Genomic DNA, 25,165 nt, shown 5'->3' on the forward strand with positions numbered 1-25,165 from the left:
TCAAGTTTTATCTGGACTGTGGAAGGGGCCGATTCCCCACGCTGCCCAAGAATTCGCAAGAAACCAGTTCCCCAAGAGCCACAAAGAAAGGTAGGAAACCGTGAACCCGGTAATCAAGAAGTTTCAGTTCGGTCAATCGACCGTAACCCTCGAGACAGGCCGTATCGCCCGTCAGGCCTCCGGCGCAGTATTGGTCACCGTTGACGACGACGTCAGCGTGTTGGTGACTGTTGTCGGCGCCAAGCAAGCCGACGCCAGCAAAGGCTTCTTCCCCCTGTCTGTGCACTATCAGGAAAAGACCTACGCTGCCGGCAAAATTCCTGGCGGTTTCTTCAAGCGTGAAGGCCGTCCTTCCGAGAAAGAAACCCTCACCTCGCGTCTGATCGATCGCCCGATCCGCCCACTGTTCCCTGAAGGCTTCATGAACGAAGTGCAGGTTGTCTGCACCGTCGTTTCCACCAGCAAGAAAACCGATCCGGACATCGCTGCGATGATCGGTACTTCGGCTGCCCTGGCGATCTCCGGCATTCCGTTCGACGGCCCGGTCGGCGCTGCGCGCGTTGCTTTCCATGAAAGCACCGGCTACCTGCTGAACCCGACTTACGAGCAGCTTCAGGCGTCGAGCCTGGACATGGTTGTAGCCGGCACTTCCGAAGCCGTTCTGATGGTTGAATCGGAAGCCAAGGAACTGACCGAAGACCAGATGCTGGGCGCTGTGCTGTTCGCACACGACGAGTTCCAGGTTGTGATCAATGCCGTCAAGGAGCTGGCTGCCGAAGCCGCCAAGCCTACCTGGACCTGGCAGCCAAAGCCTGAAGCGACTGCACTGCTGGGCGCGATCCGTGCCGAGTTCGGTGAAGCGATCTCCCAGGCTTACACCATCACCATCAAGGCCGACCGTTACGCGCGTCTGGGCGAGCTGCGTGAGCAGATCGTTGCCAAGCTGGCTGTTGAAGAGGGCAGCCCGTCTGCCAGCGAAGTCAAAGCCGCTTTCGGTGAAATCGAATACCGCACCGTTCGCGAGAACATTGTCAACGGCAAGCCGCGTATCGATGGCCGTGACACCCGCACCGTTCGTCCTCTGAACATCGAAGTCGGCGTTCTGCCGAAGACTCACGGTTCGGCACTGTTCACCCGTGGCGAAACCCAGGCACTGGTCGTTGCCACGCTGGGTACCGCGCGTGACGCACAACTGCTCGACACCCTTGAAGGCGAGAAGAAAGACCCCTTCATGCTGCACTACAACTTCCCTCCGTTCTCGGTGGGCGAGTGTGGTCGCATGGGTGGCGCAGGCCGTCGCGAAATCGGTCACGGCCGTCTGGCACGCCGCAGCGTACAGGCCATGCTGCCGGGCGCCGATGTGTTCCCTTACACCATTCGTGTTGTATCGGAAATCACCGAGTCCAACGGCTCCAGCTCCATGGCTTCGGTCTGCGGTGCATCCCTGGCACTGATGGACGCCGGTGTGCCGATGAAGGCGCCGGTTGCCGGTATCGCCATGGGTCTGGTCAAGGAAGGCGAGAAGTTCGCTGTTCTGACCGACATCCTGGGTGACGAAGACCACCTGGGCGACATGGACTTCAAGGTAGCCGGTACCGCCAAAGGTGTCACCGCGCTGCAGATGGACATCAAGATCAAGGGCATCACCGAAGAGATCATGGAGATCGCCCTGGGCCAGGCCCTGGAAGCTCGCCTGAACATCCTCGGTCAGATGAACCAGATCATCGGTCAGTCGCGTACCGAACTATCGGCCAACGCTCCGACCATGATCGCGATGAAGATCGACACCGACAAGATCCGTGACGTCATCGGTAAAGGCGGCGCGACCATCCGTGCAATCTGTGAAGAGACCAAGGCTTCGATCGATATCGAAGACGACGGCTCGATCAAGATCTTCGGTGAATCCAAGGAAGCGGCCGAGGCAGCTCGTCAGCGCGTTCTGGGTATCACTGCAGAAGCGGAAATCGGCAAGATCTATGTCGGCAAGGTTGAGCGCATCGTCGATTTCGGCGCATTCGTTAACATCCTGCCTGGCAAGGACGGTCTGGTTCACATCTCCATGCTGAGCGATGCTCGCGTCGAGAAAGTGACCGACATTCTGAAAGAAGGTCAGGAAGTTGAAGTACTGGTACTGGACGTGGACAACCGCGGCCGTATCAAACTGTCGATCAAGGACGTAGCCGCTGCGAAAGCATCCGGCGTCTGATTGATCAGGCGGCATTGAAAAAGGACCCTTCGGGGTCCTTTTTTTATCAGCGCAATTAAAGGCTTACAGGACCATGCTCCACGCAGCATGATTCAAACATGCATCTTGCATGCGTAAACGAGACGAAGCGGGCAATCTGCACGATTTCGCAAAATGGCTTAATTTTTAACTCATTGATTTTATTGGTTTTATCAAGCTTTCGGAGATTGGCACACCCCTTGCGATATACCTGTTAACCCTGCCGCCACACGCTGGCGCAGATTTTGAGAAAAACAGGAGTTATCGTATGAAGAAGTTCGTTATCGCTGCTGCTACCGCTACTACCCTGACTCTGACCATGGCTGGCGCCGCTTTCGCACAGACCGCTGTTCAATCTCCAATGGTTCTGGCAGCTAACACCACCACTCAAGAAGTCAAAGAAGATACCTCTGACACCTGGATCACCACCAAAGTCAAAGCTGACCTGCTGACTGAAAAAGGCATCCCAGGTTCGGACATCAAGGTTGAGACCAACAAAGGCGTGGTTTCCCTGTCCTCGACAGTCGCTGTGACCGATAGCCAGAAGAAAATGGCTGTTGAAATCACCAAGAAAATCAAAGGCGTGAAAGACGTTTCCGCCGCTGGCCTGAAAGCTGAGTAATCAGCTTCTGCCCATGAGCATCCCAGTCATCTGACCGATGGAAAGTTCATGCGAGGCTACAAGGATGTAGCCATTACAGGCCCCGGCTCTTGAGTCGGGGCCTGTTCTATTGTGGGAAAGGAAAAGGTAATAAAAGAATCAGTTGCCGCGCTTGCTCTGGATTTCGGTCAGTCGGCCGCCCACAAAACGCAAGTACTGATACATGCCATGGCTGGGGCCGTAGACCCATTCTTCAACAATGACTTCTTCGGTTTGACGGTAGTAATTCACGACCTCTTTGCTGCTCACCACCTGCTGACTGACAGGCTCGCCGCATTTCTGCTGAACCTCGAAGGTTCTGTCTCCTGTACTGACCAACTGGCTGCCGCAACGCAAGGTCGAAGCCGCCTGAGCGTTGGGCGTGGCTGCCCCGGTCATCACGAGAAGGGCTAGGTACAGCGAGAATCGAAGTGGCTTGTGCAAGGTAGTTACTCGCTATCCAGATGCAGCGGGCTGATGACACTGCCGTCCGCCTGCGCCTGACCCAGGCGGGCGTCGACGAAGTAGACGCGCTCATCCTCGAGCTTTCCTTTGTCGACCAGATAATCCTTGATGCTGCTGGCGCGGTTCTGTCCCAGCTCGCGTAACAGGACTTCATTGCCGCTCCAGAACTTGAGCATGGCGGCACGCATCTGGTTGGTGCGTTCTTCCTTGCCCAGGTTTGCCCACTCGGCCGGTGACTGCTGTTTCAGGCGCGCCCGGTAGATGCCTTCCAGCATGGGTGCCTTCTCGTCTTCCGGCACTTGTAGCAGCGCTGCCTTGGCAGGCACTTTGTCGCCGCGACGCTGCAGGATCTTGTAGTAGGTGGCTTGATACTCACGCTCCAGCCGCTGCCGAGCGATCAGCGGGCCGTCGCTGCTGGCCGCGCTGGTACCTTCGATCTCAAGCTTCAGGGTCGGACGCTCCTTGAGGGCGGCAGAGAGCTTGTCCAGCGCCTTTTGCGTGTTCGCGCTCAGGTCGCTTGAGCCGGGCGCAAAACTCACGTTACCGAGGTCCTCGGAGCTGCCACCGGATACCAGACCGCCCAGCATCTTGAACGGCGCCTGAGCCGCGCGCAGCACCAGATTGCGCAACGTCTGCCATACAATCGGCATCACGCTGAATTGCGGGTTGTTCAGATCACCCTCAATCGGCAGTTCAATGGAGATGCGGCCCTGAGTGTCCTTGAGCAGCGCGACCGCGAGACGGATCGGCAGATCGACCGCATCCGGGCTGTCCACTTTTTCGCCCAACTGCAGTTGCTCCACCAGCACCTTGTTCTGCGCCTTCAATTGGCCATTGGTGATCAGGTAGTGCAAGTCAAGATTGAGTCGACCCTTGCGGATCCTGAAGCCGGCGAACTTGCCCGAGTAGGGCGTCAGCGTTGTCAGTTCGACGCGTTTGAAGCTGGTCGCGATGTCCAGACTGGCCATTGGGTCGAACGGATTGAGACTGCCTTTGATCGTGACTGGCGCGTAGCGATCGACCTTGCCTTCGATATTCACCGGAGCCGGTTTTGACTGGCGATTGTCGATGGTGCCAATGCGTCCGTTGAGCTGCTGCACGGCCGTGGAGAAGTTCGGCGTCAGCGTCAGGTCGGCAAAATTGGCTGAGCCGTCCTTGATGTTCACTTCACCCACGTAAATCCCCAGAGGATTCTCTTTGGGAGCTTTGGGTGTGTTTTTGGCAGTGGTTTTCGACGTCGTCGCCGGTTTTTTATCTTCAGGCTGTGGAATCAGTAGGTCGTCAACGTTGGTGGTGCGGTCGTCGTTGATCATGAAACGCGCGTAAGGCTGCAGCATGTTGACCTTGGCAATCGACAGGCTGGTGCCATGCTGATAGTCCAGGCCCTCCAGATCAAGCTTCTCCCATTTGAGGAAATCGCGCTGCTTGAGGGTATCAAGCGTATGGAGCTGACTGACTTGTGCCTTGCCAGTCACGCTGAACGCCAGCGGTTCGGTGCTTTTCAGGTTGACGGCGAGATCACTGCCCAGCATGCCGCTGCGCATTTCAAGCTTGATGAACGGGCTGATGTAGGACTGCGCCAGTCGCAGATCGATGTCACGGGTAGTGACGTTCAACCGCGCCGTGACCGGGTTCAGATTGACCTCGCCAGCCGCCGTCAGATTGCCTTGCTTGCCCAGGCCGGTGTCGAGCTTGAGGGTGAAAGGCGACGTGTTGAGGCTGTCGAAGTTCTGCACATCCAGATTCTGCGGGCCTACATCCAGAAGTACAGGCTCTGTGGGCACGCGGTCTGCCAGATGGACCTGATAATTGCGAAGCTGAACATCGCGCAGCACTACCTGCCACGGTTTTGCTGGCTTGCCGGAGCTGGCGGTCGCCTTGGCCGAGGCGTCGGTGACCGGCGCAGGCTCTGCAGCTTTCTCATCGACCGGTGGTTTCTGCGGTGCCGCGGGTTTGCCGGGCTTGCTGGCAAACAGCTTCTGCCAGTCCAACTGACCGTCCGCTTCACGGGCTGCCCAGGTTTCAAGGCCCTGGCTGCGGATTTTTCCGACATTGACGTGTTGCCGCGCCAGATCAACCGTGGTTTCGCTGACATCCAGACGCTTGAGACGCACCAGTGGGCGGCCGTCCGGTGCATTGAGCCCGAATGGCGCTACGCTGGCCGAGAGGTTGGTCAGCTTGAGTTCGGTTTCCCTGGATAGATCAAGTGTGTAAGCGGTGCTGAAATTCAGCACGCCGTCCTGAAGCGCCAGAGGCAGGGCGTCGCGAACGTAAGGCCACCAGAGTTTCATCTTGCCGTCAGTGACTTTCAGGGTGCCTTCAGAGGTGATCGGCACGATGCTGATGCGTCCCACCCAGTCGATCTGCCCGCCATCAGGGCCTGCCGCGACCAGAGTCATGTCGGCGTTGTCTTCGGGCAAGGTGCTGAGGTTCTTCAGCTCGAAGTTCAGCTTGTCGTAAAGAAACTCGATGGGTTCGCTGGGGCGCAGGTCGCGGAAATGCAGGTAACCGTCAGCCAGTTTTATTTCGTCGATACGCAGCGGAAACGGTTTGCCCGGTGGTTCGTCCTTGACGGGCTCACTGGCAGGGAATGTAAACAGTTGCGCCAGGTTCAGCTTGCCTTGCTTGTCGAACAGCAATTCGGTCTTTGGCTGGAGCAGTTCAATGCGTTGCAGGTGCAGGGCACGGGTCCAGAGGCTGTCGAGCTGAAGATTGGCGTAAAGCTTCTCGAAGGCGATCTGCTCCTGGCCTGGCGTGCCGATGTTGAGGCCCCACAGGGTCAGCTCGAGTGTGTAAGGGTTGAACTCCAGACGCTCGATTTTTGCGGGCGCCGTCGAATAATTCGCCAGTTGCTGATTGGCGATTCGCAAGGCGATCCCCGGAAGGATGAAAAACCCCAACAGGCTGTAGAGCACGATCACAGTCAGCAGGGAGCCAAACGTGATTTTCAATCCTCTGGACATGGGCTACGGCGTCTCGCTGTTTCGGAGGTGCTTGGAGTATGGCATGCCTGTTCGGTTCCCAAGCCACTGCCGACCTTGCTCGTAGGAAGTTTCTGGTATTCCGGCGACCTAGAGTTGCAGGATCAGGGTTTTCAGAGGCGGCTGATTGTCCATGGACGGAAAATCCTCGGCAGGCTTCATCACCTGCCATTCGCGCACCGGACGACCCGCCTTGGTGGCGCAGCGCAGCACCTGTTCGCGCCAGTCTTCCATGCTGACCTTCGCCAGATTGTTGCAGCAGATCAGCACGCCGTTATCTGCGGTGCTCAACAGCGCAGGCTTGAGCAGGCTCTGATAGTCGCGCAGCAGGTCGACGGTGCCGAATGCACTCTTGGCCCAGGCAGGCGGATCCAGAAGCACCAGATCGTACTGGCGCGGCTGCAGCTTGATGTAGTCAGGCAGTTTCTGGCTGCGTCGCGCCGAAACGGGAAGACCGGCCAGTTGGCGGATTGCCGGAAAGTAATCCGACTGGATGAACTGCATGGTCGGCAGTTGCGGATTCAGCGCGCCATTCTCGCGGCCGACGGCCAGATTGCCCTCGGCAAAATCCAGGTTGCACACCTCGCTCGCGCCACCGGCCGCGGCGCTCAGGCCGACGCCGCAGGTATAGGCGAACAGGTTGAGGACGCTTTTGCCTGCGCTGTGCTCTTTGACCCAGCCGCGCGTATTACGCAGGTCGAGAAACAGCAGCGGATCCTGCCCGGCATGGCGACCACGGACCCGATAATTCAAGCCCCACTCGTGACCGACCTGATCTTCAAGCGCGGCATCATCGGCCTTGTAGACGGCGTCCTGACGATCAATACGCGAATTGCCCTGCGAACGATCGTTGTAGACCAGCAAGGTTTCCAGCCCCAGATGACGGTTGACCTGTGCATGCAGCTCAAGCAGCGCTTCGCGATCAAGCCCTGTGTGAAAGCTCTGCACCAGCAGCTGCGGGCCATAACGGTCGATAGTCAGGCCGCTCGCACCCTCCTGGCTGCCATGGAACAGGCGATAACAATCGGTCCCTTGCTCATGAAGTTCGCCCAGCACGCGCTGACGATTATCGAGGGCGACGCTGAGCGCCTGATTCAAGGAAGACATACGACGCGCCTCGGGCTGGATGGAATGAGGCGCGGGAGTTTACCAGTTACTGGCAGTCTGGAGATGCATCGCTGCAAACGACGCCTTCGCGTCTGACAGCAGATACCTGTTCGTAGATGTAAACGCCTTTTCTGTGGGAGGCGCCACCACGTCTTCCAGGTAGCACTGTCAGGCAGTAAACACCGGACTGTGGGAGGCGGCTTGCCGACGATGAACGATGACGCGATTTATCCTGATATACCGCGTCGACTGCATCGCCGGCAAGCCGCCTCCCACGGCCCGGAGTAGGCGTCACTTATCGAGCCAACGCCAGCGCCACACCCTGACCGCCACCAATACACAGGGTCGCAAGGCCTTTTTTGGCGTCTTGTTTGATCATTTCGTGCAACAGGGTGACCAGTACGCGGCAGCCTGATGCGCCGATGGGATGGCCGATGGCGATGGCGCCGCCGTTGACGTTGAGCTTCGCCGGATCCAGGCCCAATTCCTTGCCGACCGACAGCGATTGCGCTGCGAAGGCTTCGTTGGCTTCGATCAGGTCCAGTTGCTCCAGCGTCCAGCCTGCCTTGTCGAGGCAGCGGCGGGTGGCGCTGACCGGGCCGATGCCCATGATGGCCGGGTCCACGCCAGCGTTGGCGTAACCTGCAATTCGCGCCAGTACAGGCAGGCCCAGTTGTTCAGCCTTTGCTGCGCTCATCAGCATGACCGCCGCCGCGCCATCGTTCAGCGACGATGCATTACCGGCCGTGACCGTCCCGTCTTTCTTGAACGCAGGCTTGAGCTTGGCCAGCGCTTCGGCGGTGGTGCCAGCGCGTGGTTGTTCATCGGTGGCGAAGGACAGCGGATCGCCCTTGCGCTGCGGAATCAGGATCGGGGTGATTTCATCGACAAAGCGCCCGCCTTCGATGGCAGCCGTCGCTTTCTGCTGGGATGACGCGGCGAAAGCATCCTGCGCCTCACGGCTGATCTCGTACTTTTCAGCCAGATTCTCGGCAGTGATGCCCATGTGATAATCATTGAAGGCGTCCCAGAGGCCATCGCTGATCATGGTATCGATCATTGTGGCGTGGCCCATGCGCAGACCGGTGCGCGCACCGGGCAGGACGTAGTTGGCCAGGCTCATGTTTTCCTGACCGCCGGCAATGATGATTTCAGCGTCGCCACAGCGGATTGCCTGGGTCGCCAGATGCAGTGCCTTGAGACCCGAACCGCAGACCTTGTTCAGGGTCATGGCCGGTACGGCGAAGGGCAGACCAGCCTTGATAGCCGCCTGACGCGCCGGGTTCTGACCGGCACCGGCAGTGAGCACCTGGCCCATGATGACCTCATCGACCTGCGCACCGTCCACACCGGTCTGTTCCAGAAGCTGGCGAATGACCGCAGCGCCCAGATCGACAGCGGGGACAGTGGCCAGAGAGCCTTGAAAACTGCCCACGGCAGTGCGGGTGGCGGCAACGATAACGACGTCTTGCATGGTGCGGATCCTCATTGTTTTGGATGGCGAGCCGATCGGTCGGGGCTGCCGTGATCACGTGGCTCATGGTGTCACAGATGGAGATCAACCTTCCAACTGCGAACCCGTCGGTCACTTTTTCGCCTCGCTCAGAGGCCCATTCGTCGCTTGGCTCTATGAGAGGAACCGTCGCGCACCGCCCAGCGCAGGATGGGTGCACAACTGTTCACCCCCGAACGGATCATCTTTCGTTTCACCGGTCCCTGAGGAACATCCAGCATGTCGCTGGCCCATATTGGCAACAGCTCGATACCAGCCTGCATCATCAGAACGCCAAAAGGCTTGGCCAGCCAGTTCGGCGCTGGGGCGTCCAGCAGCAGTCGCAGCACTTCCCGGCTGCGCTCATCGCATACAAGGTCTTTGCGAACCCTGACAAGGTAGTCGGCAATTGCATCGCGTGAGCGCGGCACGTCCTGCGCCCCAAGCCGCTCGGCAACCACAGCGGTCTCGGCGTAGTAGGTGTCCTGATCGGCCGTTGAAAGCATAGGGTCCAGGTAGCGTAGATGCGCCGCCATGAAACTGCTGACTTCGGCCACGTGCACCCAGGTCAGCAGAGCCGGATCGCTGGCTGCGTAGGGTCGGCCGTCCGGAGCGGTTCCAGTGATTTGCAGATGGATGGTGCGCACTTTTTCGATCAGCCAGTTGACGTCCTGGGTCGAGCCAAAGGTCGTGCCCGACAGAAACTGTCCGGTGCGTCGCAGACGACCGAGCATGTCATCGCGAAAGTTGGAGTGGTCCCAGATGCCGGCAAGCGCCAGTGGATGCAGCGCCTGCAGCATCAGTGCGCTGATGCCGCCGACCAGCATGCTGGTGAAGTCGCTGTGCACTTTCCAGCAGACAGCCTGCGGGCCGAACAGACCTGGGTCGCCCTTGGGGTTTTCCAGGTCCAGTTGGCCCAGTGACAGGCCGGTCAGATTGATTACCTGAGCTTCGATACGACTGCGAATGAATTCCATGTTCCCTCAGGATAAATACTGCATGCGCGGCGCTGACCATGCCTTGTGCGCTTCATCGATTCAAGCGTTTGTCGATCAAGTCCTCCACGACGCCTGGATCGGCCAGGGTTGATGTGTCTCCCAGGCTGTCGAGTTCGTTGCAGGCAATCTTGCGCAGAATGCGGCGCATGATCTTGCCCGAGCGGGTTTTCGGCAGCGCTGATGCCCACTGCACATGATCAGGTTTGGCGAAACTGCCGATCTCCTTGCCCACATGACCGAGCAATTCCTTTTTCAGATCATCACTGGGGTCGATCCCGTTGATGGGTGTGACGAAGGCGTAGATGCCCATACCTTTTACGTCGTGGGGATAACCCACTACCGCAGCCTCGGCAATGTTGTCGTGCAGGACCAGCGCGCTTTCGACTTCGGCAGTGCCGATGCGATGCCCCGAAACGTTGATCACGTCATCCACGCGGCCCGTGATCCAGTAATCGCCGTCTGCGTCACGTCGCGCGCCGTCACCGGTGAAGTAGTAGCCGGGGAAGGGTTTGAAATAGGTATCGATCATGCGCTGCGGATCGCCGTACACGCTGCGGATCTGTCCCGGCCAGCTTGCTTTGATCGCCAGCAGGCCGCTGCCGGGTCCGTCTATTTCCTTGCCTTGCTCGTCGAGCAACACTGGCTGCACCCCGAACAGCGGTGCGGTGGCGCAGCCCGGTTTGATCCGGCTGAAGCCGGGGAGAGGCGTGAGCATGATGCCGCCGGTTTCGGTCTGCCACCAGGTATCGACGATGGGGCAACGCTGTTTGCCAACCTGATGAAAATACCATTCCCAGGCTTCCGGGTTGATCGGCTCGCCGACACTGCCCAGCAATCGCAGGCTCTCGCGGGATGATCCTTGCAGCGGTCCCGTGCCCTCACGCATCAGCGCTCGCAGGGCAGTGGGTGCCGTGTAGAAGATATTCACGTGATGCTTGTCGATGACCTGCCAGAAACGCGATGCATCGGGATAGTTGGGAACACCCTCGAACATCAATGTGGTCGCGCCGTTGGCCAGCGGTCCGTAGACAATGTAGCTGTGTCCGGTGACCCAGCCGACATCAGCCGTGCACCAGAACACCTCGCCGTCCCGGTAATCGAAGACGTGCTTGTGCGTCATGGCCGCCTGTAACAGATAGCCGCCAGTCGTATGCAGCACGCCCTTGGGTTTGCCCGTGCTGCCAGAGGTATACAGAATGAACAGCGGATCTTCAGCGTCCATCTGTTCCGGCAAGCAGTCATGGCCAACGCCGTGAATCGCTTCGTGGTACCAAATGTCACGGTTTTTTACCCAGTCGATCTCGCCTTGGGTGCGCTCGACAACCAGCACCGTGCTGACATCGGGACAACTGTGCAGCGCTTGATCGACATTGGCCTTGAGCGGGATGTACTTGCCGCCACGAATGCCTTCATCGGCGGTAATCACGGTTCGGCAGTCGGCGTCGAGAATCCGGTCACGCAGCGCATCGGGCGAGAAGCCGCCAAACACTACCGAATGCACCGCGCCGATGCGCGCGCAGGCCAGCATGGCGTAGGCGGCTTCGGGGATCATCGGCATGTAGATGCACACACGGTCGCCTTTTTTCACGCCGCGCATCTTCAGCACGTTCGCCAGCCGGGCAACGTGGTGGTGCAGTTTGCTGTAGGTGATTTCGGCTGATTCGGAAGGGTTGTCGCCTTCCCAGATAATCGCGATCTGATCGGCTCGATCCGGCAAGTGACGGTCGATGCAGTTGTGGCTGACGTTGAGCTTGCCGCCCTTGAACCAGGTGGCTTGCCCCGTGGCGAGATCAGCCTGATGCACCTGGCTCCAGGGGGCTGACCAGTCGAGAAAGGCGTTGGCCTGTTCGGCCCAGAACTCTTCGGGATGATCGATCGATTGGCGATAGAGACGTTGATAGTCGGCTTCGCTGAGCTGCGCATTTTTGCGCACCGCGTCGGCCCTGGGGAAAGCGCTGATATCGAACATGACGGCTTCCTTATTCTGTGATCCACAGAAATGGGAGTCATGCGTGGGGAGAGGGGTTCAATGCGTAGAGAGGTATGGCAGGCTGATCGTGCTCACGCAGAGCATGAGCACGATCGGATCAGACTGGGTGAATCAACCGCGGTGACGACCACGGAAGTAGTTGATCAGGCCCTGGGTCGATGCATCGTCGGCCGGCTCTTCGGTGCCGCCGGTCAGGCGATGGTAGACCGCCTTGCCCATTTCCTTGCCCAGCTCGACGCCCCACTGGTCGAAGGCGTTGGTGCCCCAGACCACGCTTTGCACGAACACCTTGTGCTCATACATTGCGACCAGCGCGCCGAGACGGCGTGGGCTGATGCGTTCGACGACCAGCGTGTTGCTCGGACGGTTGCCAGGGATGACCTTGTGCGGTGCCAGCTTCTGCACTTCGTCTTCGGCCATGCCTTTTTCGCGCAGCTCGGCCTCGGCCTCGGCCTTGGTCTTGCCCATCATCAGGGCCTGGCTTTGCGACAGGCAGTTGGCGTATAGCCATTGATGGTGGTCGGAAACCGGGTTGAAGCTGACGATCGGCACGATGAAGTCGGCCGGAATCATCTGGGTGCCTTGATGCAGCAACTGGTGATACGCGTGCTGGCCGTTGGCGCCCACGCCGCCCCAGATGACCGGGCCGGTGTCGGTAGAGACTGGCGTGCCATCCTGGCGCACGCTCTTGCCGTTGGATTCCATGTCCAGCTGCTGCAAATGCTTGGTGATGTTACGCAGGTAGTGGTCATACGGCAGGATCGCATGGCTCTGCGCATTCCAGAAATTGCCGTACCAGACGCCCAGCAAGGCCAACAGCACCGGCATGTTCTTCTCGAACGGCGCGCTCTGGAAATGCTGGTCCATGGTGTAGGCACCGGACAGCAGTTCCTTGAAGTTGGACATGCCGATCGCCAGTGCAATCGGCAGACCGATCGCCGACCACAGCGAGTAGCGACCGCCGACCCAGTCCCACATCGGGAAAATGTTTTCTTCACGAATACCGAAGGCCACAGCGGCAGCGTTGTTGCTGGAGACCGCGATGAAGTGACGATGCAGTTCCGCTTCGGAGCCGCCCTGCGCCAGATACCAGGCGCGTGCAGCCTGAGCGTTCTTCAATGTTTCGAGGGTGTTGAACGACTTCGACGAAACAATGAACAGCGTGGTTTCTGCACGAATCTTCATCGACAGTTCGTGGAACTCACTGCCGTCGATGTTCGCCAGGTAATGGCAGCGAACGCCTTTGTGGGCGTAGGCAACCAGTGCTTCGGAGACCAGCTCCGGGCCGAGGAAGGAGCCACCGATGCCGATATTGACCACGTCAGTGATCGGCTTTTCGGTGTAGCCGCGCCACAGACCGTCGTGGATGCGGCCGACCAGTTCAGTCATCTGGTTGAGCACGCGGTGTACATCCGGGATGACATCAACCCCGTTGACCTTCAGCTTGTCGCCGACAGGACGACGCAGTGCCGTGTGCAGGGCAGGGCGGCCTTCGGAGGAATTGACCAGCTCGCCGTCATACTGTGCCTTGATCGCGTCTTTCAGGCCCACTTCATTGGCCAGGCTTACCAGCAAGTCACGCGTTTCGGTGGTAATCAGGTTTTTCGAGTAATCAAGGAACAGGCCAGCACTGCTCAGGGTGAACTCACTGAAGCGCTGGGGATCTGCATTGAACGCCTCGCGCATGCTGAAATCCTGCATGGCTTTGCGGTGTTCACTCAACGCCTGCCAGGCGGGCAGAGCGGTCACATCGGAAGGAGTGCGGTAGTACGCCATCGCTGCGGGTTTCCTTAACTGGATCTTCTGGGGCTTTATGGAGCGAGGTTGCGATTTGACCCATTGGCCACATTACGCAGACTACGCCCTCGTCTACCTGTTTGTCTGCGCTTTGCCGTACGTAAGCCCGGTACTATTTCTCACACAACGGGCGGGCTTTTCAGTTGAATGCTGTCGGCAATCGGTTACGCAAACTGTACGGGTATGGCATTACTGGTGTGGCTTAGTTCATTGCCCGGCGCCATGTACAGCATGCGTGGCTTGAAATTGACCAGTTCTGCTTCCGAATAATGAGCGTAGGCGCAAATGATCACCCGGTCGCCGACTTTCGCCTTGTGCGCCGCGGCGCCGTTCACCGAAATCATGCGCGAACCTTCTTCACCGCGAATGGCATAGGTGGTGAAGCGTTCGCCGTTGTCGATGTTGTAGATCTGGATCTGCTCGTACTCACGAATCCCCGACAGGTCCAGCCACTCGCCATCGATGGCGCATGAGCCTTCATAGTCGAGCACCGCATGGGTGACTTCGGCGCGGTGAAGTTTGGCTTTGAGCATCACGGTGTGCATCTTGTTGTTATTCCTTGATCAGGTGCAGATTGTCGATCAGTCGGGTCTTGCCCATGAACGCGGCGGCGATGACGACCAGATCGCGATCCTGCACAGTGGCCGGGCGCAGACCGGTGGCCTCGCGTATTTCCAGATAGTCGATACGAAAGCCTGCGGCTTCCAGTTGTTGCCTGTTGCGTTGCAGCAGGCCGTCGAAATCCTGCTCGCCAGCGGTGATCGCCTCGCCAATCTGGCGAAGCACGCGATAGAGCGCGGGCGCAGCGGCACGTTGTTCTTCGTTCAGGTAGCCGTTGCGTGAGGACAACGCCAGACCATCGTCGGCACGTACCGTCGGCTCGCCGATGATCTGGATCGGCATGTTCAGGTCGCGGACCATGGCGCGAATCACGGCCAGTTGCTGAAAGTCCTTTTCGCCGAACACCGCAACATCGGGCTGGACCATGTTGAACAGCTTGCTGACAACGGTTGCGACGCCGTCGAAATGGCGGGGGCGACTTGCGCCACACAGGCCCTCGGAAACAAGCGGCACGCTGACGAGCGTCTGTACGCCCATGCCGTTGGGGTACATCTCTTCAACGGTGGGCGTGAACAGCAGGTCACAGCCTGCTTCCTGAAGGCGTTCCTGATCTGCCGCCAATGTGCGCGGGTAGGTGGCCAGGTCTTCGTTGGCGCCGAACTGCAAAGGATTGACGAAGATGGTCGCGACCACAAAGTCTGCGCACTGAGTCGCTCGAGTGACCAGTGCGGCATGGCCGCTGTGCAGGTTGCCCATTGTCGGCGTCAGGCCGATGCGTTTGCCTTCACGGCGTGCATTGGCGACCGCTGCGCGCAGTTCCGAAACGGTTGAGACTGTGATCATGCCGAGAATCCATGTTCGATAGCAGGAAAGCTGACGTCTTTGACGGCGCTGACGTACGCCTGGATGGCCGACTGGATATCAGGCTGGCCGACCATGAAGTTCCTCACAAACTTGGGAACCCGTCCGGTTATGGACAGGCCGAGCATGTCGTGCAACACCAGTACCTGACCGTCGGTGGCGCTGCCTGCGCCGATACCGATGACCGGAATCTTCACCGCGTGGGTAATTTCCTCGGCCAATTCGCTCGGCACGCATTCGAGCAGAATCATCGCCGCACCGGCCTGTTCCAGCGTAATGGCGTCGGCACGCATCTGGCGTGCCTGTGTTTCCAGGCGACCCTGCACCTTGTAACCGCCCAGCACGTTCACCGACTGTGGCGTCAGGCCCATGTGGGCGCAGACCGGAATACCGCGCTCTGCCAGCAAACGGATCGACTCGGCCAGCCAGGCAGCGCCTTCGACCTTGACCATGTGCGCACCGGCCTGCATCAGCGTGGTGCTGTTGATAAAGGTCTGGTCGAGGGTGGCGTTGGCCATGAACGGCAGGTCAGCGAGGATCAGCGCACCCTGGTTGCCGCGTTTGACGCAGGCGACGTGGTAAGCCATTTCCGCAGTGGTAACAGGCAGCGTGCTGTCATGACCCTGCAGGACCATGCCCAGCGAGTCACCTATCAGCAGCACTTCGACGCCCGCCTGACTTGCAGCGTGGGCAAAGGTTGCGTCGTAGCAGGTCAGCATGGTGATCTTTTCACCTTTCTGTTTCATACCCAGCAGCGACGTAACGGTTATGTTCGGCATGTAAAGTCCTCCATCAGGCGCTGAAAACTGCGGGACTCAGCGCGTGAGAGTCATCCTGGAAAAGCAGGCACACCGTCGTATCGCGGTGTTTTGCAAAGGCCTGTTTCGCGCCCGTTCGCCACAGGGGTGGCGGCGGGAGGCCTATCTTCGTGAGGAGGGGGCGTGAAGTCAATTGCGGGTGTTACCGTTTGCCGGGGCGGTTACAGCAAGGGTAACGGGTGGCAGGAGGACACTACGCCTGAGCGGGCAAACGTTCCAGGCCAACGAACGGGCAATTACTCAGCAACTGACCCAGTTCGCGACCGTCTGCGAGGATCAGCCCAGGTGCCAGTTCGGCCAGGGGGTACAGCACGAACGGTCTTTCCTGCATGTGGTAATGCGGCACCTTGAGACGGGGTTCGTCGATCAGGTGGTTGCCGAACAGCAGGATATCCAGGTCCAGTGTGCGCGGACCCCAGCGCTCGTGGCGCTCACGGCCCTGATCCAGTTCGATGGACTGAAGCACGTCGAGCAAGACCAGCGGGGCGAGAGACGTGTCCAGTGCGGCGACCGCGTTGGTGAAGCGCGGTTGGCCGGGGAGCAGCGAGTCGCTGACGTAAAACGATGAGACGCCCGCCAGTTGGCTGCCCGGCAACTGCTCCAGTGCCTTGATGGCGCTGCGCAGTTGTTCGGCCGGGTCTGCAAGGTTGCTGCCCAGGCCGATATAGACGCGTTCGGTTTTGAACAACGTGTTATTCACCGCCGGATGTCTCGGCACCGGTGCGCTTGCGCTTCGCGCCGCTGGTGCGACGACGTTTGCGCGGCGCGGCCCCGGCGGCTTCAGGCTTGCCGCTCAGGTCGCGAATCATGTCGCGGCGCTCGCTTTCATTGCACTCCTGATAATCGGTCCACCACTGGCCCAGACCATCAGTCTGTTCGCCTGCGGATTCGCGCAGCAGCAGGAAGTCGTAACCGGCGCGGAAGCGTGAGTTGTCGAGCAGCAGATCGGCGCGCTTGCCCGAACGACGTGGCAGGCGCTCCTGCATGTCCCAGATCTCGCGGATCGGCATGGTGAAGCGCTTCGGAATAGCAATGCGCTGGCATTGCTCGATGATCAGTTCGTGTGCCGCCTCCTGCATCGCGGCGATCGGCGGCATGCCGCGCTCCTGGGCACGCAGCACCTTGGCAGGCAAGGCGGGCCACAGCAGGGCAGCAAACAGGAAGGCCGGGGTGACCGGCTTGTTCTGCTTGATGCGCAGATCAGTGTTGATCAGGGCATTGCTGATCAGTGTGTGCGTGTAGGTCGGGTTGTATTCCAGCGCCTTGGAGCTGGCCGGGAACAGCGGTTCGAACAGCTCCAGATCCACCAGCATTTCGAACGTCGACGCGGCATGACCGGATAGGAACAGCTTGAGCACTTCTTCGAACAGGCGCGCCGACGGAATATCACGCAGCATGGCGGCCAGAGGACGAATCGGCAGGGCGCTGTGCTTTTCAATGCCGAAATCCAGCTTGGCGGCGAAACGCACGGCGCGCAGCATGCGTACCGGGTCTTCCTTGTAGCGCTGCTCGGGATCGCCAATCAGGCGGATCAGGCGATTGCGGATATCGTGCACGCCGTTGGCGTAATCCAGCACGCGTTCGGTAACCGGGTCGTAATACAGGGCATTGATCGTGAAGTCGCGACGCTGGGCGTCCTCTTCAAGGGTGCCGTACACGTTGTCACGCAGGATGCGCCCGCTTTCGTTACGCGAGGACTGATTGCTGTCCTCTTCTTCGTCATCCTGTGGATGATTGGCGCGGAACGTTGCAACTTCGATGATTTCTCGACCGAAGTGGATATGGACCAGCTTGAAGCGGCGGCCAATGATGCGGGCATTGCGAAATTCGGCACGCACCTGTTCCGGCGTGGCGCTGGTGGCGACGTCGAAATCCTTGGGCGTGATATTGAGCATCATGTCACGGACGCAGCCACCGACCAGATAGGCCTGGTAGCCTGCGTTCTGCAGGCGCTCGACGATATTGACGGCGTAGCGACTGAACTGACCGCGCTGCAGCGAATGCTGGCCGCTATTGAGCACTTCAGGCGTGGTGCGCGTGTGTTGCTGCGGCTTGCGCAGTGGAGAGCGAAATGACTGGAACAGCTTCTTCAGCATGGGATGCACTGTTTGAAGGAATATTCGGCCAAAAACGTGGAATGACCGCATGATGGGCGGGGATTCTAGCATTTAGTCGAGGGATGGTGTAGGAAGCTGTCGCTGAAGGCGGGGAAAGTGCGGCCGGATTTTACGCTGGAAGCTACTGGGGGAGCCGAAGCTCCCCCAAAATGTGTGCTCTTTATTATTATTTTCTGTCAGGGCTTCTTGTTTTTGTTGAGTGCCCATTCACGAGACTTTCGTCTGTGAAACCTCCCAATCGGGAGTCAAGAGCAAACGGATTGCTTTGGTCGCTGCGTTGCAATGATCATTCGATCCAACCAGTTCAGGCTCTACCTAAGGGTAGTTTTTGTTGTTCTCGGCCTGGTTGCGGGGCAAGCCCCAAATACAACTCCTCTCCAAAAGAATCAGTTAGCTGCGCCTCCGCCGTGTTGTTCTTGTTATGCGTGAGTCGATTCGTATTGTTCTTGTTGTGGGTGTCGTGCTGCTTGTTGTTCTTCTTGTACAAGAGATATAGCAGGACCTGTGCCAACTTTTGAAAAGCCCCGTAAACCGTGGCTTCGCTGGCTTTTGCCGGGAACGGCAGGCATAAAAAAGCCGGGACTTCGTTACCGTAAGACCCGGCTTTTGTTACGTGAGGCGAGGAGGGTAACAGTTTGCGCAAAGCCCTGAGCACCGCGTGCCAGAGCCTCGCGCAAGGTGTCAGGTTTCGTTGGCCACACCCTTGCGACGGGGTATGCCCAGGCGCTGACGACGTTCCCACAGGCACTTGCGGCTGACCCCGAGTTTGCGAGCCAGCTCGGTTTCGGTCATATGGTCCTGATGTTCCAGAACGAAATGCTGGAAATAATCTTCGAGTGACAGGTCCTCGGTCGGCTCGCTGCTGCCGGAGGTCGAACCATTGGGCAGCGGCGCAAGGCCCATGTACTCATCGTCACCCAGGCCGTCCAGCTCGATGTCTATACCCAGCAGGTCGGCGGTGATGTCCGGGTTCTCGCAGAGAATCACCGAACGCTCCACAGCGTTTTCCAGTTCACGGACGTTGCCCGGCCAGCTGTAATGACGAATCGCCTGCTCGGCATCGGGGGCGAACTTCAGGTCGTTACGGCCGACTTTTGCGCTCTGGCGTGCCAGAAATGCGTGGGCGATTTCGAGCACATCGCTGCCACGCTCGCGCAAGGCCGGAAGCTTGAGGGCGATAACGTGCAGGCGGTAAAAAAGGTCTTCACGGAATTCACCATTCTTGGCCAGGGTCTTGAGGTCCCGGTGGGTCGCTGCAATCAGTCGAACATCGACCTTTTGCGACTGCACCGAGCCGACCCGGCGAATCTCGCCTTCCTGCAGGACGCGTAACAGACGTGCCTGGGCTTCCAGCGGCAACTCACCAATCTCGTCGAGAAACAGCGTGCCGCCGTCCGCCGCTTCCACCAGACCGGCACGTCCGGCGCTGGCACCGGTGAACGCGCCTTTCTCGTGGCCGAACAGCTCGGACTCGATGAGCGACTCCGGAATGGCTGCACAGTTGACGGAAATCATCGGCGCCTTGGCGCGGCGTGACAGGTTGTGCAAGGCGCGGGCGACCAGCTCTTTACCCGTGCCCGACTCGCCCTGAACCAGCACGTTGGAATCGGTTGGCGCCACTTTGCGAATCTTGCTGTAAAGATCGAGCATCGGCGGACATGAACCGATAATGCCGATCTCTCCATTGTTGTTCGGCGCCGTACCTTTTTCGGCACTGCTCACCTTGCCCATTGCGCTGCGTTCGGCTTGCAGGCTGCTGACCGTCTGGCGGTCGCGCAGGATGCGCGACACGGCCTGAAGCATTTCGTCGTGATCGAAGGGCTTGGCGATGTAATCCACCGCACCCATTTTCATCGAGTCGACTGCCGAGCGCAGGCTGGCGTAGCTGGTCATGATCAGCACCGGCTTGCCCTCTCCCAGCTTGATCAGTTCGGTACCGGGCGCGCCCGGCAGCCGCAGGTCACTGACGATCAGGTCAAAGGACGGGATGCTGAAACGTTCCTGAGCCTCCTGAACAGAACCGGCTTCACTGACTTCATACTGATTGCGTTCAAGCAGGCGACGCAGGGCTGAGCGGATAATCGTTTCGTCTTCGACGATCAAAATATGCGGCATTGATTCAGTTCTCTCGACGGTCTCAGTTCGCGGTGGACGTCGCGTCGACATGGCGTGGCAGAGTCACCCGGATACGGGTACCACGCTGGTGCTCGGGGTCGGCCGGGCTGTCGATGGTGATTTGTCCATAATGCTCTTCAACGATGGAATAGACCAGCGCAAGCCCCAGTCCTGTTCCTTCACCGGGGTCCTTGGTGGTGAAGAATGGCTCGAACAATCGGTCCATGATTGCCTTGGATATTCCACTGCCTTCGTCCTCGACGATCAAATCCACAGTGTGTTCGGATGCTTCGCTCTTGACCCTGACCGCGCTGCCCGCAGGCGAAGCATCGCGCGCATTGGACAGCAGGTTGATCAGCACCTGCGCAAGCCGTTGCGGGTCACCATCGACCCAGTGTTCGGGGTTGCACAGGTTATAGAACTGCACTTCGAAATTGCGTCGGTTCAATGCCAGCAGGCCGATGGCATCCTGAGCCACTTCGGCCAGACAGACGGCTTCGTCGCTGTGCTGATGAGCGCCGGCGTGGGCAAAGCTCATCAGCGACTGCACGATACGCGACACGCGTTTGGTCTGTTCGAGAATCTGACTGCTGATTTCCTTCAGTTCGTCGTCTTCTTCACGCTCTTCCCGAAGGTTCTGCGCCAGACAGGCAATACCGGTGATCGGATTGCCGATTTCGTGGGCGACACCGGCCGCCAGTCGGCCAATGCTCGCCAGTCGTTCGGAGTGGACCAGCTTGTCTTCAAGCATCTGAGTGTCGGTCAGGTCTTCGACCAGCAGTACCAGACCGCTGTTGCCCGGAGCGAGCGGCTCGTTGATGGCCGCCTTGTGCAGGTTGAGCCAGCGGGTCTGCCCGTCCAGGCCAAGGCGCTGCTTGTGCAAGTGTTCGTCAGGCACGCTGACGAAGCCGGTCAGCAGGCCTTTCCAAGGCTCGGCAATGGTTTCAAGGCGTGAACCCACGACGCGCTGCGCAACGATGCCGGTCAGCTCTTCCATGGCGCGGTTCCACATCAGGATTTCCTGATCCTCGGCCAGCGAGCACACGCCCATCGGCAGTTCCTGCAGGGTCTGGCGATGGTAGCGGCGCAGGGCATCGAGCTCGGCAGCGAGACCGGTCAGGCGCGAGTGGTAATCTTCAAGCCGGCTTTCGATGAAGTGGATATCTTCAGTAACGTATTTTTCGCTGCCCGATTTGTATGGCAGGAACGTCTCCACCATGTCCTGAGCGACACTGGGGCCCATCAGGCCGGACAAGTTGGCCTCGATCCGGTCGCGCAGACGCCGCAAGGCGTAAGGCCTGCGCTCATCGAAAGGCAGATACAGGTCGCGCAGGGCCTGTTCGACTTCTTTCTGCGCCGCCTTCGCGCCCAGTGGCTTGGCCAGTTGCGTGGCGAACTCCTGGGGCGATACGGCATGCAGTTCGCGGCGTTGCGGCCTGCGCACGTTGTCGACCGCGCAGGCCTCGGCGGCGCTGACTTCTTCGGCGCTGGCGTTGGTGAACAGCGACACCAGGGTGAACAACAGCACGTTGGCGGCCAGGGATGCGATGGCCGCCATGTGCCAACTAGTGTCGTCCAGCACGTAGATCATGTTCAGCAGCGGAATGTAGAAGCCCTGCAGGTTGCTGATCAGCGGCAACAGCATGCTCACCACCCAGACCGCGATCCCGGCCAGCAGCCCTGCAATAAAGCCGCGCCGGTTCGCAGTCGGCCAGTACAGGACGGACAGCACGCCTGGCAGAAACTGCAGCGTCGCGACAAAGGCCACGATGCCCAGATTGGCCAGATCCTGCTGGGCGCCGAGCATCAGGTAGAAACCGTAACCTGCGGCGATGATCGCCACGATCAAGCCGCGTCGGGTCCACTTCAGCCAGCGATAGATGTTGCCTTCAGCCGGAGGCTGGTAAAGCGGTAGCACCAGATGGTTGAGCGCCATGCCCGACAGCGCGAGTGTGGTGACGATGATCAGTCCGCTGGCCGCTGACAGACCGCCAATGTAGGCGAGCAGCGCCAGGGCCGGCTTGTTGGCGGCCATGCCGATGCCGAGGGTGAAGTATTCGGGGCTGGTGGTCGCGCCGAGCTTGAGTCCGGCCCAGAGAATCAGCGGGACGGCGAGGCTGATCAGCAGCAGGAACAGCGGCAGGCCCCAGCTTGCACTGACCAGCGAGCGCGGGTTGAGGTTTTCGGTGAAGGTCATGTGGTACATGTGCGGCATCACGATCGCCGAGGCGAAGAACACCAGCAGCAACGTGCGCCACGGACCTTCCTGCAGCGGTGTGTGAAGCGAAGCCAGGGCGGTCTGGTTCTGCAGCAGCCAGAGTTCCAGTTGCTGCGGGCCATCGAACACGCCGTACAGCGCATACAGACCAACGCCGCCCAGCGCGATCAATTTGACCAGCGATTCAAAGGCGATGGCGAACACCAACCCTTCGTGTTTTTCTCGCGTCGCGATGTGCCGTGAGCCGAAGAAGATCGTGAACAGCATGATGATCGCGCAAAACGCTACGGCCACACGATCCTGCACTGGCTCGCGCGTCAGGATGCTGATCGAGTCGGCAACCGCCTGTATCTGCAGCGCCAGCAAGGGCAGCACACCAATCAGCATGAACACCGTGGTCAGCGCGCCCGCCCAGGTACTGCGGAAGCGGAACGCGAACAGGTCGGCCAGTGAGGAAAGCTGGTAGGTACGGGTGATCTTCAGAATCGGGTAAAGCAGCACCGGTGCCAGCAGGAATGCACCGGACACACCGAGGTAGCTGGAGAGAAAGCCATAGCCGTACTGATAGGCCAGCCCGACCGTGCCATAGAACGCCCAGGCACTGGCATAGACGCCCAGCGACAGGGTGTAGGTCAGTGGATGACGAATGATTGCGCGTGGAATCAGGCCGCGCTCGCTGACCCAGGCAACACCAAACAGCACCAGCAGATAGCCGGCGCTCACCAGCAACATCTGCGTCAGGCTAAAGCTCATCGGCATCTCGCTGGCTCTGCAGAATGAAAGTCACCACGATCAGGATCAGCCAAAGCAGATAAGGCCGGTACCAGGCACCTGTCGCGTCGATCCACCAGTCCATGATGGCCGGGGAGAAAAGGTAAATACCTACCACCAGAAGCAAAACCAACCGGTATATGTACATCTGGTCTCCCTGCGCTGGTAGATGAGGAGCGGCATGGTAACGGATGCGCGACAAGCTGCAAGTAGCCATAAGCAGTAGTTTTCAGCAACCGCTCTGGCTCAGTCTATCCGGGCTTCTTCAATGTTGTGCAGCCTGGGGATAAGGTCCGGGTTCCAGTGTTCGACGCCCCAGGCCAACACCTCGTGCGCTGTTGCGTACATCAACTGCGAATCGGTCGGCTGACCCAGCGCACGCAAGGCCCGCAACAGCAGAGGCGTGGCCTGATCGGCAGGCAAGGGCGGGGAGCGATAGGACTTGCCGAGCTTGTGGCCATCCGGTTGGGTAATCAGCGGCACGTGCAAGTAGCGCGGCTGCGGAATGCCGAGCAACTCCTGCAGATACAACTGGCGGGGAGTCGAGTCCAGCAGGTCCGCGCCGCGCACGATATCCGTCACGCCTTGCCAGGCATCGTCGATGACGACTGCCAGTTGATAGGCGTACAGGCCATCCCGGCGGCGAATCACGAAATCCCCGCTTTCATTGCCCAGGTGCATGCGGAACGTGCCTTGCACCCGGTCTTCGAAGCGATATTCCAGTTCCGGCACCCGAATACGGATGGCGGCGTTTTCGGGCGAATGCCCTGCGTTGCGGCACAGGCCGGGATAAACGCCGTTATATTCTTCGAGCTGTTTGCGTGAGCAGGTGCAGGCATAGGCCAGGCCGTGGCTGAACCAGCGATCGATAATGGCGGCGTAGGCGTCGTGGCGTTCGCTCTGACGGACCAACTCGCCGTCCCACTCGAAACCGTAACGTTCCAGTGTGTCGAGAATGGCGGCTTGCGCACCGGTCACTTCACGGGGCGGATCCAGGTCTTCCATGCGCATCAGCCACTGTCCGCCTGCTGCGCGCGCGTCGAGATAGGACGCAAGCGCTGCGACCAGCGAACCAAAATGCAGATAACCACTGGGCGTCGGCGCAAAGCGCCCGATGTAGGCAGATTTTTTCATGGGCCGGATGTTACTGGTGCGCAGCTTTGGCGAGCAAGCGTGAGGCGAGCTGCATCCCCACGTAGAGCGATGTGCGCGATCAAAAGCGACTTCCTGATCCGTAAAAACAAAAAAAGACGCCGAAGCGTCTTTTTTATTCAAGGCAGGTCCTGCAGGTCACTTACCGACCTGTTTTTCCTTGATTTCCGCCAGCGTCTTGCAGTCGATGCACAGATCCGCAGTCGGGCGGGCTTCGAGGCGGCGGATGCCGATCTCGACGCCACAGGATTCGCACCAGCCATATTCTTCGTCAAGGATCAGTTGCAGCGTCTTGTCGATCTTCTTGATCAGTTTGCGCTCACGATCACGGGCGCGAAGTTCAAGGCTGAACTCTTCTTCCTGACTGGCGCGGTCCGCCGGATCAGGGAAATTGGCAGCTTCGTCCTTCATGTGGTCTACCGTGCGGTCGACCTCCTGCATCAAGTCCTGTTTCCACTTGTTCAGGATCTTGGTGAAGTGCGCGCGCATGGGCTCGCCCATGTACTCCTCATCCTTCGTCGCGACGTAGGGTTCGAAGCCGCTGATTAGATGGTTCTGTTGCTTTTCTGGGGTGGGCATGTATGGACCGCCTCTCACTCTTCTAATCTATTGCGCAGGATTGTTCCATCACCGACACCCGTCGGCCCTGCAGCTGCAAGCGGGCGAACTTACCAGATCAAATCGGAGTGCGCTACTCCCGGTTGTCGAGCATGACGAAGCGGTCTGCTTGCAGAGGCGACCGGAACGAAACTGCCTTTACCTTAAATGAACTCTAGCTCTGGACGGCCGTCGTAGCTTTCTTTTCTTCCGGCTTTATCGATACGCCCTGCAAGATCATTTAGGGTGCCGCTGGCGCAG

Annotated in this window: 20 protein-coding genes; 2 read left to right on the forward strand and 18 right to left on the reverse strand. The window is 59.3% G+C overall.

What is annotated here, in order from left to right; genetic code table 11:
• The first annotated feature begins 100 nt into the window (after window positions 1-100).
• Complete coding sequence (pnp, locus tag AC0IXS_RS18980; protein WP_004879969.1) at window positions 101-2,206, forward strand: polyribonucleotide nucleotidyltransferase; 2,106 nt, start codon at window positions 101-103, stop codon at window positions 2,204-2,206.
• 286 nt (window positions 2,207-2,492) lie between these two features.
• On the forward strand, window positions 2,493-2,846 hold the full coding sequence (locus tag AC0IXS_RS18985; RefSeq protein WP_004879967.1) for a BON domain-containing protein: 354 nt from the start codon (window positions 2,493-2,495) through the stop codon (window positions 2,844-2,846).
• Between the two features lie 138 nt (window positions 2,847-2,984).
• Here the strand turns inward: AC0IXS_RS18985 and AC0IXS_RS18990 are convergent, their stop codons facing one another.
• From AC0IXS_RS18990 to dksA, 18 genes are all read right to left on the reverse strand, one after another.
• Complete coding sequence (locus AC0IXS_RS18990; RefSeq protein ID WP_050575688.1) at window positions 2,985-3,263, reverse strand: DUF2845 domain-containing protein; 279 nt, start codon at window positions 3,261-3,263, stop codon at window positions 2,985-2,987.
• Between the two features lie 50 nt (window positions 3,264-3,313).
• Window positions 3,314-6,292, reverse strand: a complete 2,979-nt coding sequence (locus AC0IXS_RS18995; protein ID WP_471825440.1) for a DUF748 domain-containing protein — start codon at window positions 6,290-6,292, stop codon at window positions 3,314-3,316.
• A 108-nt stretch (window positions 6,293-6,400) separates the two neighbouring features.
• The gene (locus AC0IXS_RS19000; protein ID WP_471825441.1) at window positions 6,401-7,417 is read right to left on the reverse strand and encodes a class I SAM-dependent rRNA methyltransferase; all 1,017 of its coding nucleotides are present in this window, start codon (window positions 7,415-7,417) and stop codon (window positions 6,401-6,403) included.
• Between the two features lie 295 nt (window positions 7,418-7,712).
• A complete protein-coding gene (locus AC0IXS_RS19005; RefSeq protein ID WP_191957536.1) occupies window positions 7,713-8,891 on the reverse strand; it encodes an acetyl-CoA C-acetyltransferase in 1,179 nt (392 codons plus the stop codon).
• 128 nt (window positions 8,892-9,019) lie between these two features.
• Entirely contained in the window at window positions 9,020-9,886 is an 867-nt protein-coding gene (locus AC0IXS_RS19010) for an oxygenase MpaB family protein (protein WP_057408760.1), read from the reverse strand.
• A 52-nt stretch (window positions 9,887-9,938) separates the two neighbouring features.
• Complete coding sequence (acs, locus tag AC0IXS_RS19015) at window positions 9,939-11,876, reverse strand: acetate--CoA ligase (protein WP_137202788.1); 1,938 nt, start codon at window positions 11,874-11,876, stop codon at window positions 9,939-9,941.
• A gap of 132 nt (window positions 11,877-12,008) precedes the next feature.
• Window positions 12,009-13,673: a glucose-6-phosphate isomerase gene (pgi, locus tag AC0IXS_RS19020; protein ID WP_057408758.1), complete on the reverse strand. Its 1,665-nt coding sequence runs from the start codon at window positions 13,671-13,673 to the stop codon at window positions 12,009-12,011.
• 185 nt (window positions 13,674-13,858) lie between these two features.
• On the reverse strand, window positions 13,859-14,239 hold the full coding sequence (gene panD, locus AC0IXS_RS19025; protein WP_025996635.1) for an aspartate 1-decarboxylase: 381 nt from the start codon (window positions 14,237-14,239) through the stop codon (window positions 13,859-13,861).
• A gap of 7 nt (window positions 14,240-14,246) precedes the next feature.
• Window positions 14,247-15,098, reverse strand: coding sequence for a pantoate--beta-alanine ligase (gene panC, locus AC0IXS_RS19030; RefSeq protein ID WP_449124596.1), 852 nt, complete (start codon window positions 15,096-15,098; stop codon window positions 14,247-14,249).
• Complete coding sequence (panB, locus tag AC0IXS_RS19035; protein WP_122668810.1) at window positions 15,095-15,895, reverse strand: 3-methyl-2-oxobutanoate hydroxymethyltransferase; 801 nt, start codon at window positions 15,893-15,895, stop codon at window positions 15,095-15,097. The genes panC and panB overlap by 4 nt, the downstream gene beginning before the upstream one ends.
• 232 nt (window positions 15,896-16,127) lie before the next feature.
• Window positions 16,128-16,634 (reverse strand): 2-amino-4-hydroxy-6-hydroxymethyldihydropteridine diphosphokinase, encoded by a 507-nt coding sequence (gene folK, locus AC0IXS_RS19040; protein ID WP_471825445.1) that lies wholly within the window; start codon window positions 16,632-16,634, stop codon window positions 16,128-16,130.
• Complete coding sequence (locus AC0IXS_RS19045; RefSeq protein ID WP_004879938.1) at window positions 16,627-18,030, reverse strand: polynucleotide adenylyltransferase PcnB; 1,404 nt, start codon at window positions 18,028-18,030, stop codon at window positions 16,627-16,629. Before AC0IXS_RS19045 ends, folK begins: the two co-directional genes overlap by 8 nt.
• 325 nt (window positions 18,031-18,355) lie before the next feature.
• Entirely contained in the window at window positions 18,356-18,694 is a 339-nt protein-coding gene (locus AC0IXS_RS19050; RefSeq protein WP_137202786.1) for a hypothetical protein, read from the reverse strand.
• Between the two features lie 38 nt (window positions 18,695-18,732).
• Window positions 18,733-20,166 (reverse strand): sigma-54-dependent transcriptional regulator, encoded by a 1,434-nt coding sequence (locus tag AC0IXS_RS19055; RefSeq protein WP_057408754.1) that lies wholly within the window; start codon window positions 20,164-20,166, stop codon window positions 18,733-18,735.
• Between the two features lie 22 nt (window positions 20,167-20,188).
• The gene (locus tag AC0IXS_RS19060; RefSeq protein WP_088235940.1) at window positions 20,189-23,143 is read right to left on the reverse strand and encodes a sensor histidine kinase; all 2,955 of its coding nucleotides are present in this window, start codon (window positions 23,141-23,143) and stop codon (window positions 20,189-20,191) included.
• Entirely contained in the window at window positions 23,127-23,303 is a 177-nt protein-coding gene (locus tag AC0IXS_RS19065) for a hypothetical protein (RefSeq protein ID WP_004879930.1), read from the reverse strand. The genes AC0IXS_RS19060 and AC0IXS_RS19065 overlap by 17 nt, the downstream gene beginning before the upstream one ends.
• A gap of 98 nt (window positions 23,304-23,401) precedes the next feature.
• Complete coding sequence (gene gluQRS, locus AC0IXS_RS19070; protein ID WP_122668813.1) at window positions 23,402-24,289, reverse strand: tRNA glutamyl-Q(34) synthetase GluQRS; 888 nt, start codon at window positions 24,287-24,289, stop codon at window positions 23,402-23,404.
• Between the two features lie 156 nt (window positions 24,290-24,445).
• Window positions 24,446-24,886 carry an RNA polymerase-binding protein DksA gene (dksA, locus tag AC0IXS_RS19075; protein WP_057408751.1) on the reverse strand — a complete coding sequence of 147 codons (441 nt, stop codon included), beginning with the start codon at window positions 24,884-24,886 and terminating at the stop codon, window positions 24,446-24,448.
• Window positions 24,887-25,165: the final 279 nt, after the last annotated feature.

This window comes from Pseudomonas sp. AC016 (genome assembly GCF_979253365.1).

What these genes read in the sequence shown, in the direction of transcription:
- AC0IXS_RS18985 (WP_004879967.1), top strand. Translation starts at nt 2,493, where the DNA reads ATGAAGAAGTTCGTTATCGCTGCTGCTACCGCTACTACCCTGACTCTG.
- AC0IXS_RS18990 (WP_050575688.1), bottom strand. Translation starts at nt 3,263, where the DNA reads ATGACCGGGGCAGCCACGCCCAACGCTCAGGCGGCTTCGACCTTGCGT.
- AC0IXS_RS18995 (WP_471825440.1), bottom strand. Translation starts at nt 6,292, where the DNA reads ATGTCCAGAGGATTGAAAATCACGTTTGGCTCCCTGCTGACTGTGATC.
- AC0IXS_RS19000 (WP_471825441.1), bottom strand. Translation starts at nt 7,417, where the DNA reads ATGTCTTCCTTGAATCAGGCGCTCAGCGTCGCCCTCGATAATCGTCAG.
- AC0IXS_RS19005 (WP_191957536.1), bottom strand. Translation starts at nt 8,891, where the DNA reads ATGCAAGACGTCGTTATCGTTGCCGCCACCCGCACTGCCGTGGGCAGT.
- AC0IXS_RS19010 (WP_057408760.1), bottom strand. Translation starts at nt 9,886, where the DNA reads ATGGAATTCATTCGCAGTCGTATCGAAGCTCAGGTAATCAATCTGACC.
- acs (WP_137202788.1), bottom strand. Translation starts at nt 11,876, where the DNA reads ATGTTCGATATCAGCGCTTTCCCCAGGGCCGACGCGGTGCGCAAAAAT.
- pgi (WP_057408758.1), bottom strand. Translation starts at nt 13,673, where the DNA reads ATGGCGTACTACCGCACTCCTTCCGATGTGACCGCTCTGCCCGCCTGG.
- panD (WP_025996635.1), bottom strand. Translation starts at nt 14,239, where the DNA reads ATGCACACCGTGATGCTCAAAGCCAAACTTCACCGCGCCGAAGTCACC.
- panC (WP_449124596.1), bottom strand. Translation starts at nt 15,098, where the DNA reads ATGATCACAGTCTCAACCGTTTCGGAACTGCGCGCAGCGGTCGCCAAT.
- panB (WP_122668810.1), bottom strand. Translation starts at nt 15,895, where the DNA reads ATGCCGAACATAACCGTTACGTCGCTGCTGGGTATGAAACAGAAAGGT.
- AC0IXS_RS19045 (WP_004879938.1), bottom strand. Translation starts at nt 18,030, where the DNA reads ATGCTGAAGAAGCTGTTCCAGTCATTTCGCTCTCCACTGCGCAAGCCG.
- AC0IXS_RS19055 (WP_057408754.1), bottom strand. Translation starts at nt 20,166, where the DNA reads ATGCCGCATATTTTGATCGTCGAAGACGAAACGATTATCCGCTCAGCC.
- AC0IXS_RS19060 (WP_088235940.1), bottom strand. Translation starts at nt 23,143, where the DNA reads ATGCCGATGAGCTTTAGCCTGACGCAGATGTTGCTGGTGAGCGCCGGC.
- AC0IXS_RS19065 (WP_004879930.1), bottom strand. Translation starts at nt 23,303, where the DNA reads ATGTACATATACCGGTTGGTTTTGCTTCTGGTGGTAGGTATTTACCTT.
- gluQRS (WP_122668813.1), bottom strand. Translation starts at nt 24,289, where the DNA reads ATGAAAAAATCTGCCTACATCGGGCGCTTTGCGCCGACGCCCAGTGGT.
- dksA (WP_057408751.1), bottom strand. Translation starts at nt 24,886, where the DNA reads ATGCCCACCCCAGAAAAGCAACAGAACCATCTAATCAGCGGCTTCGAA.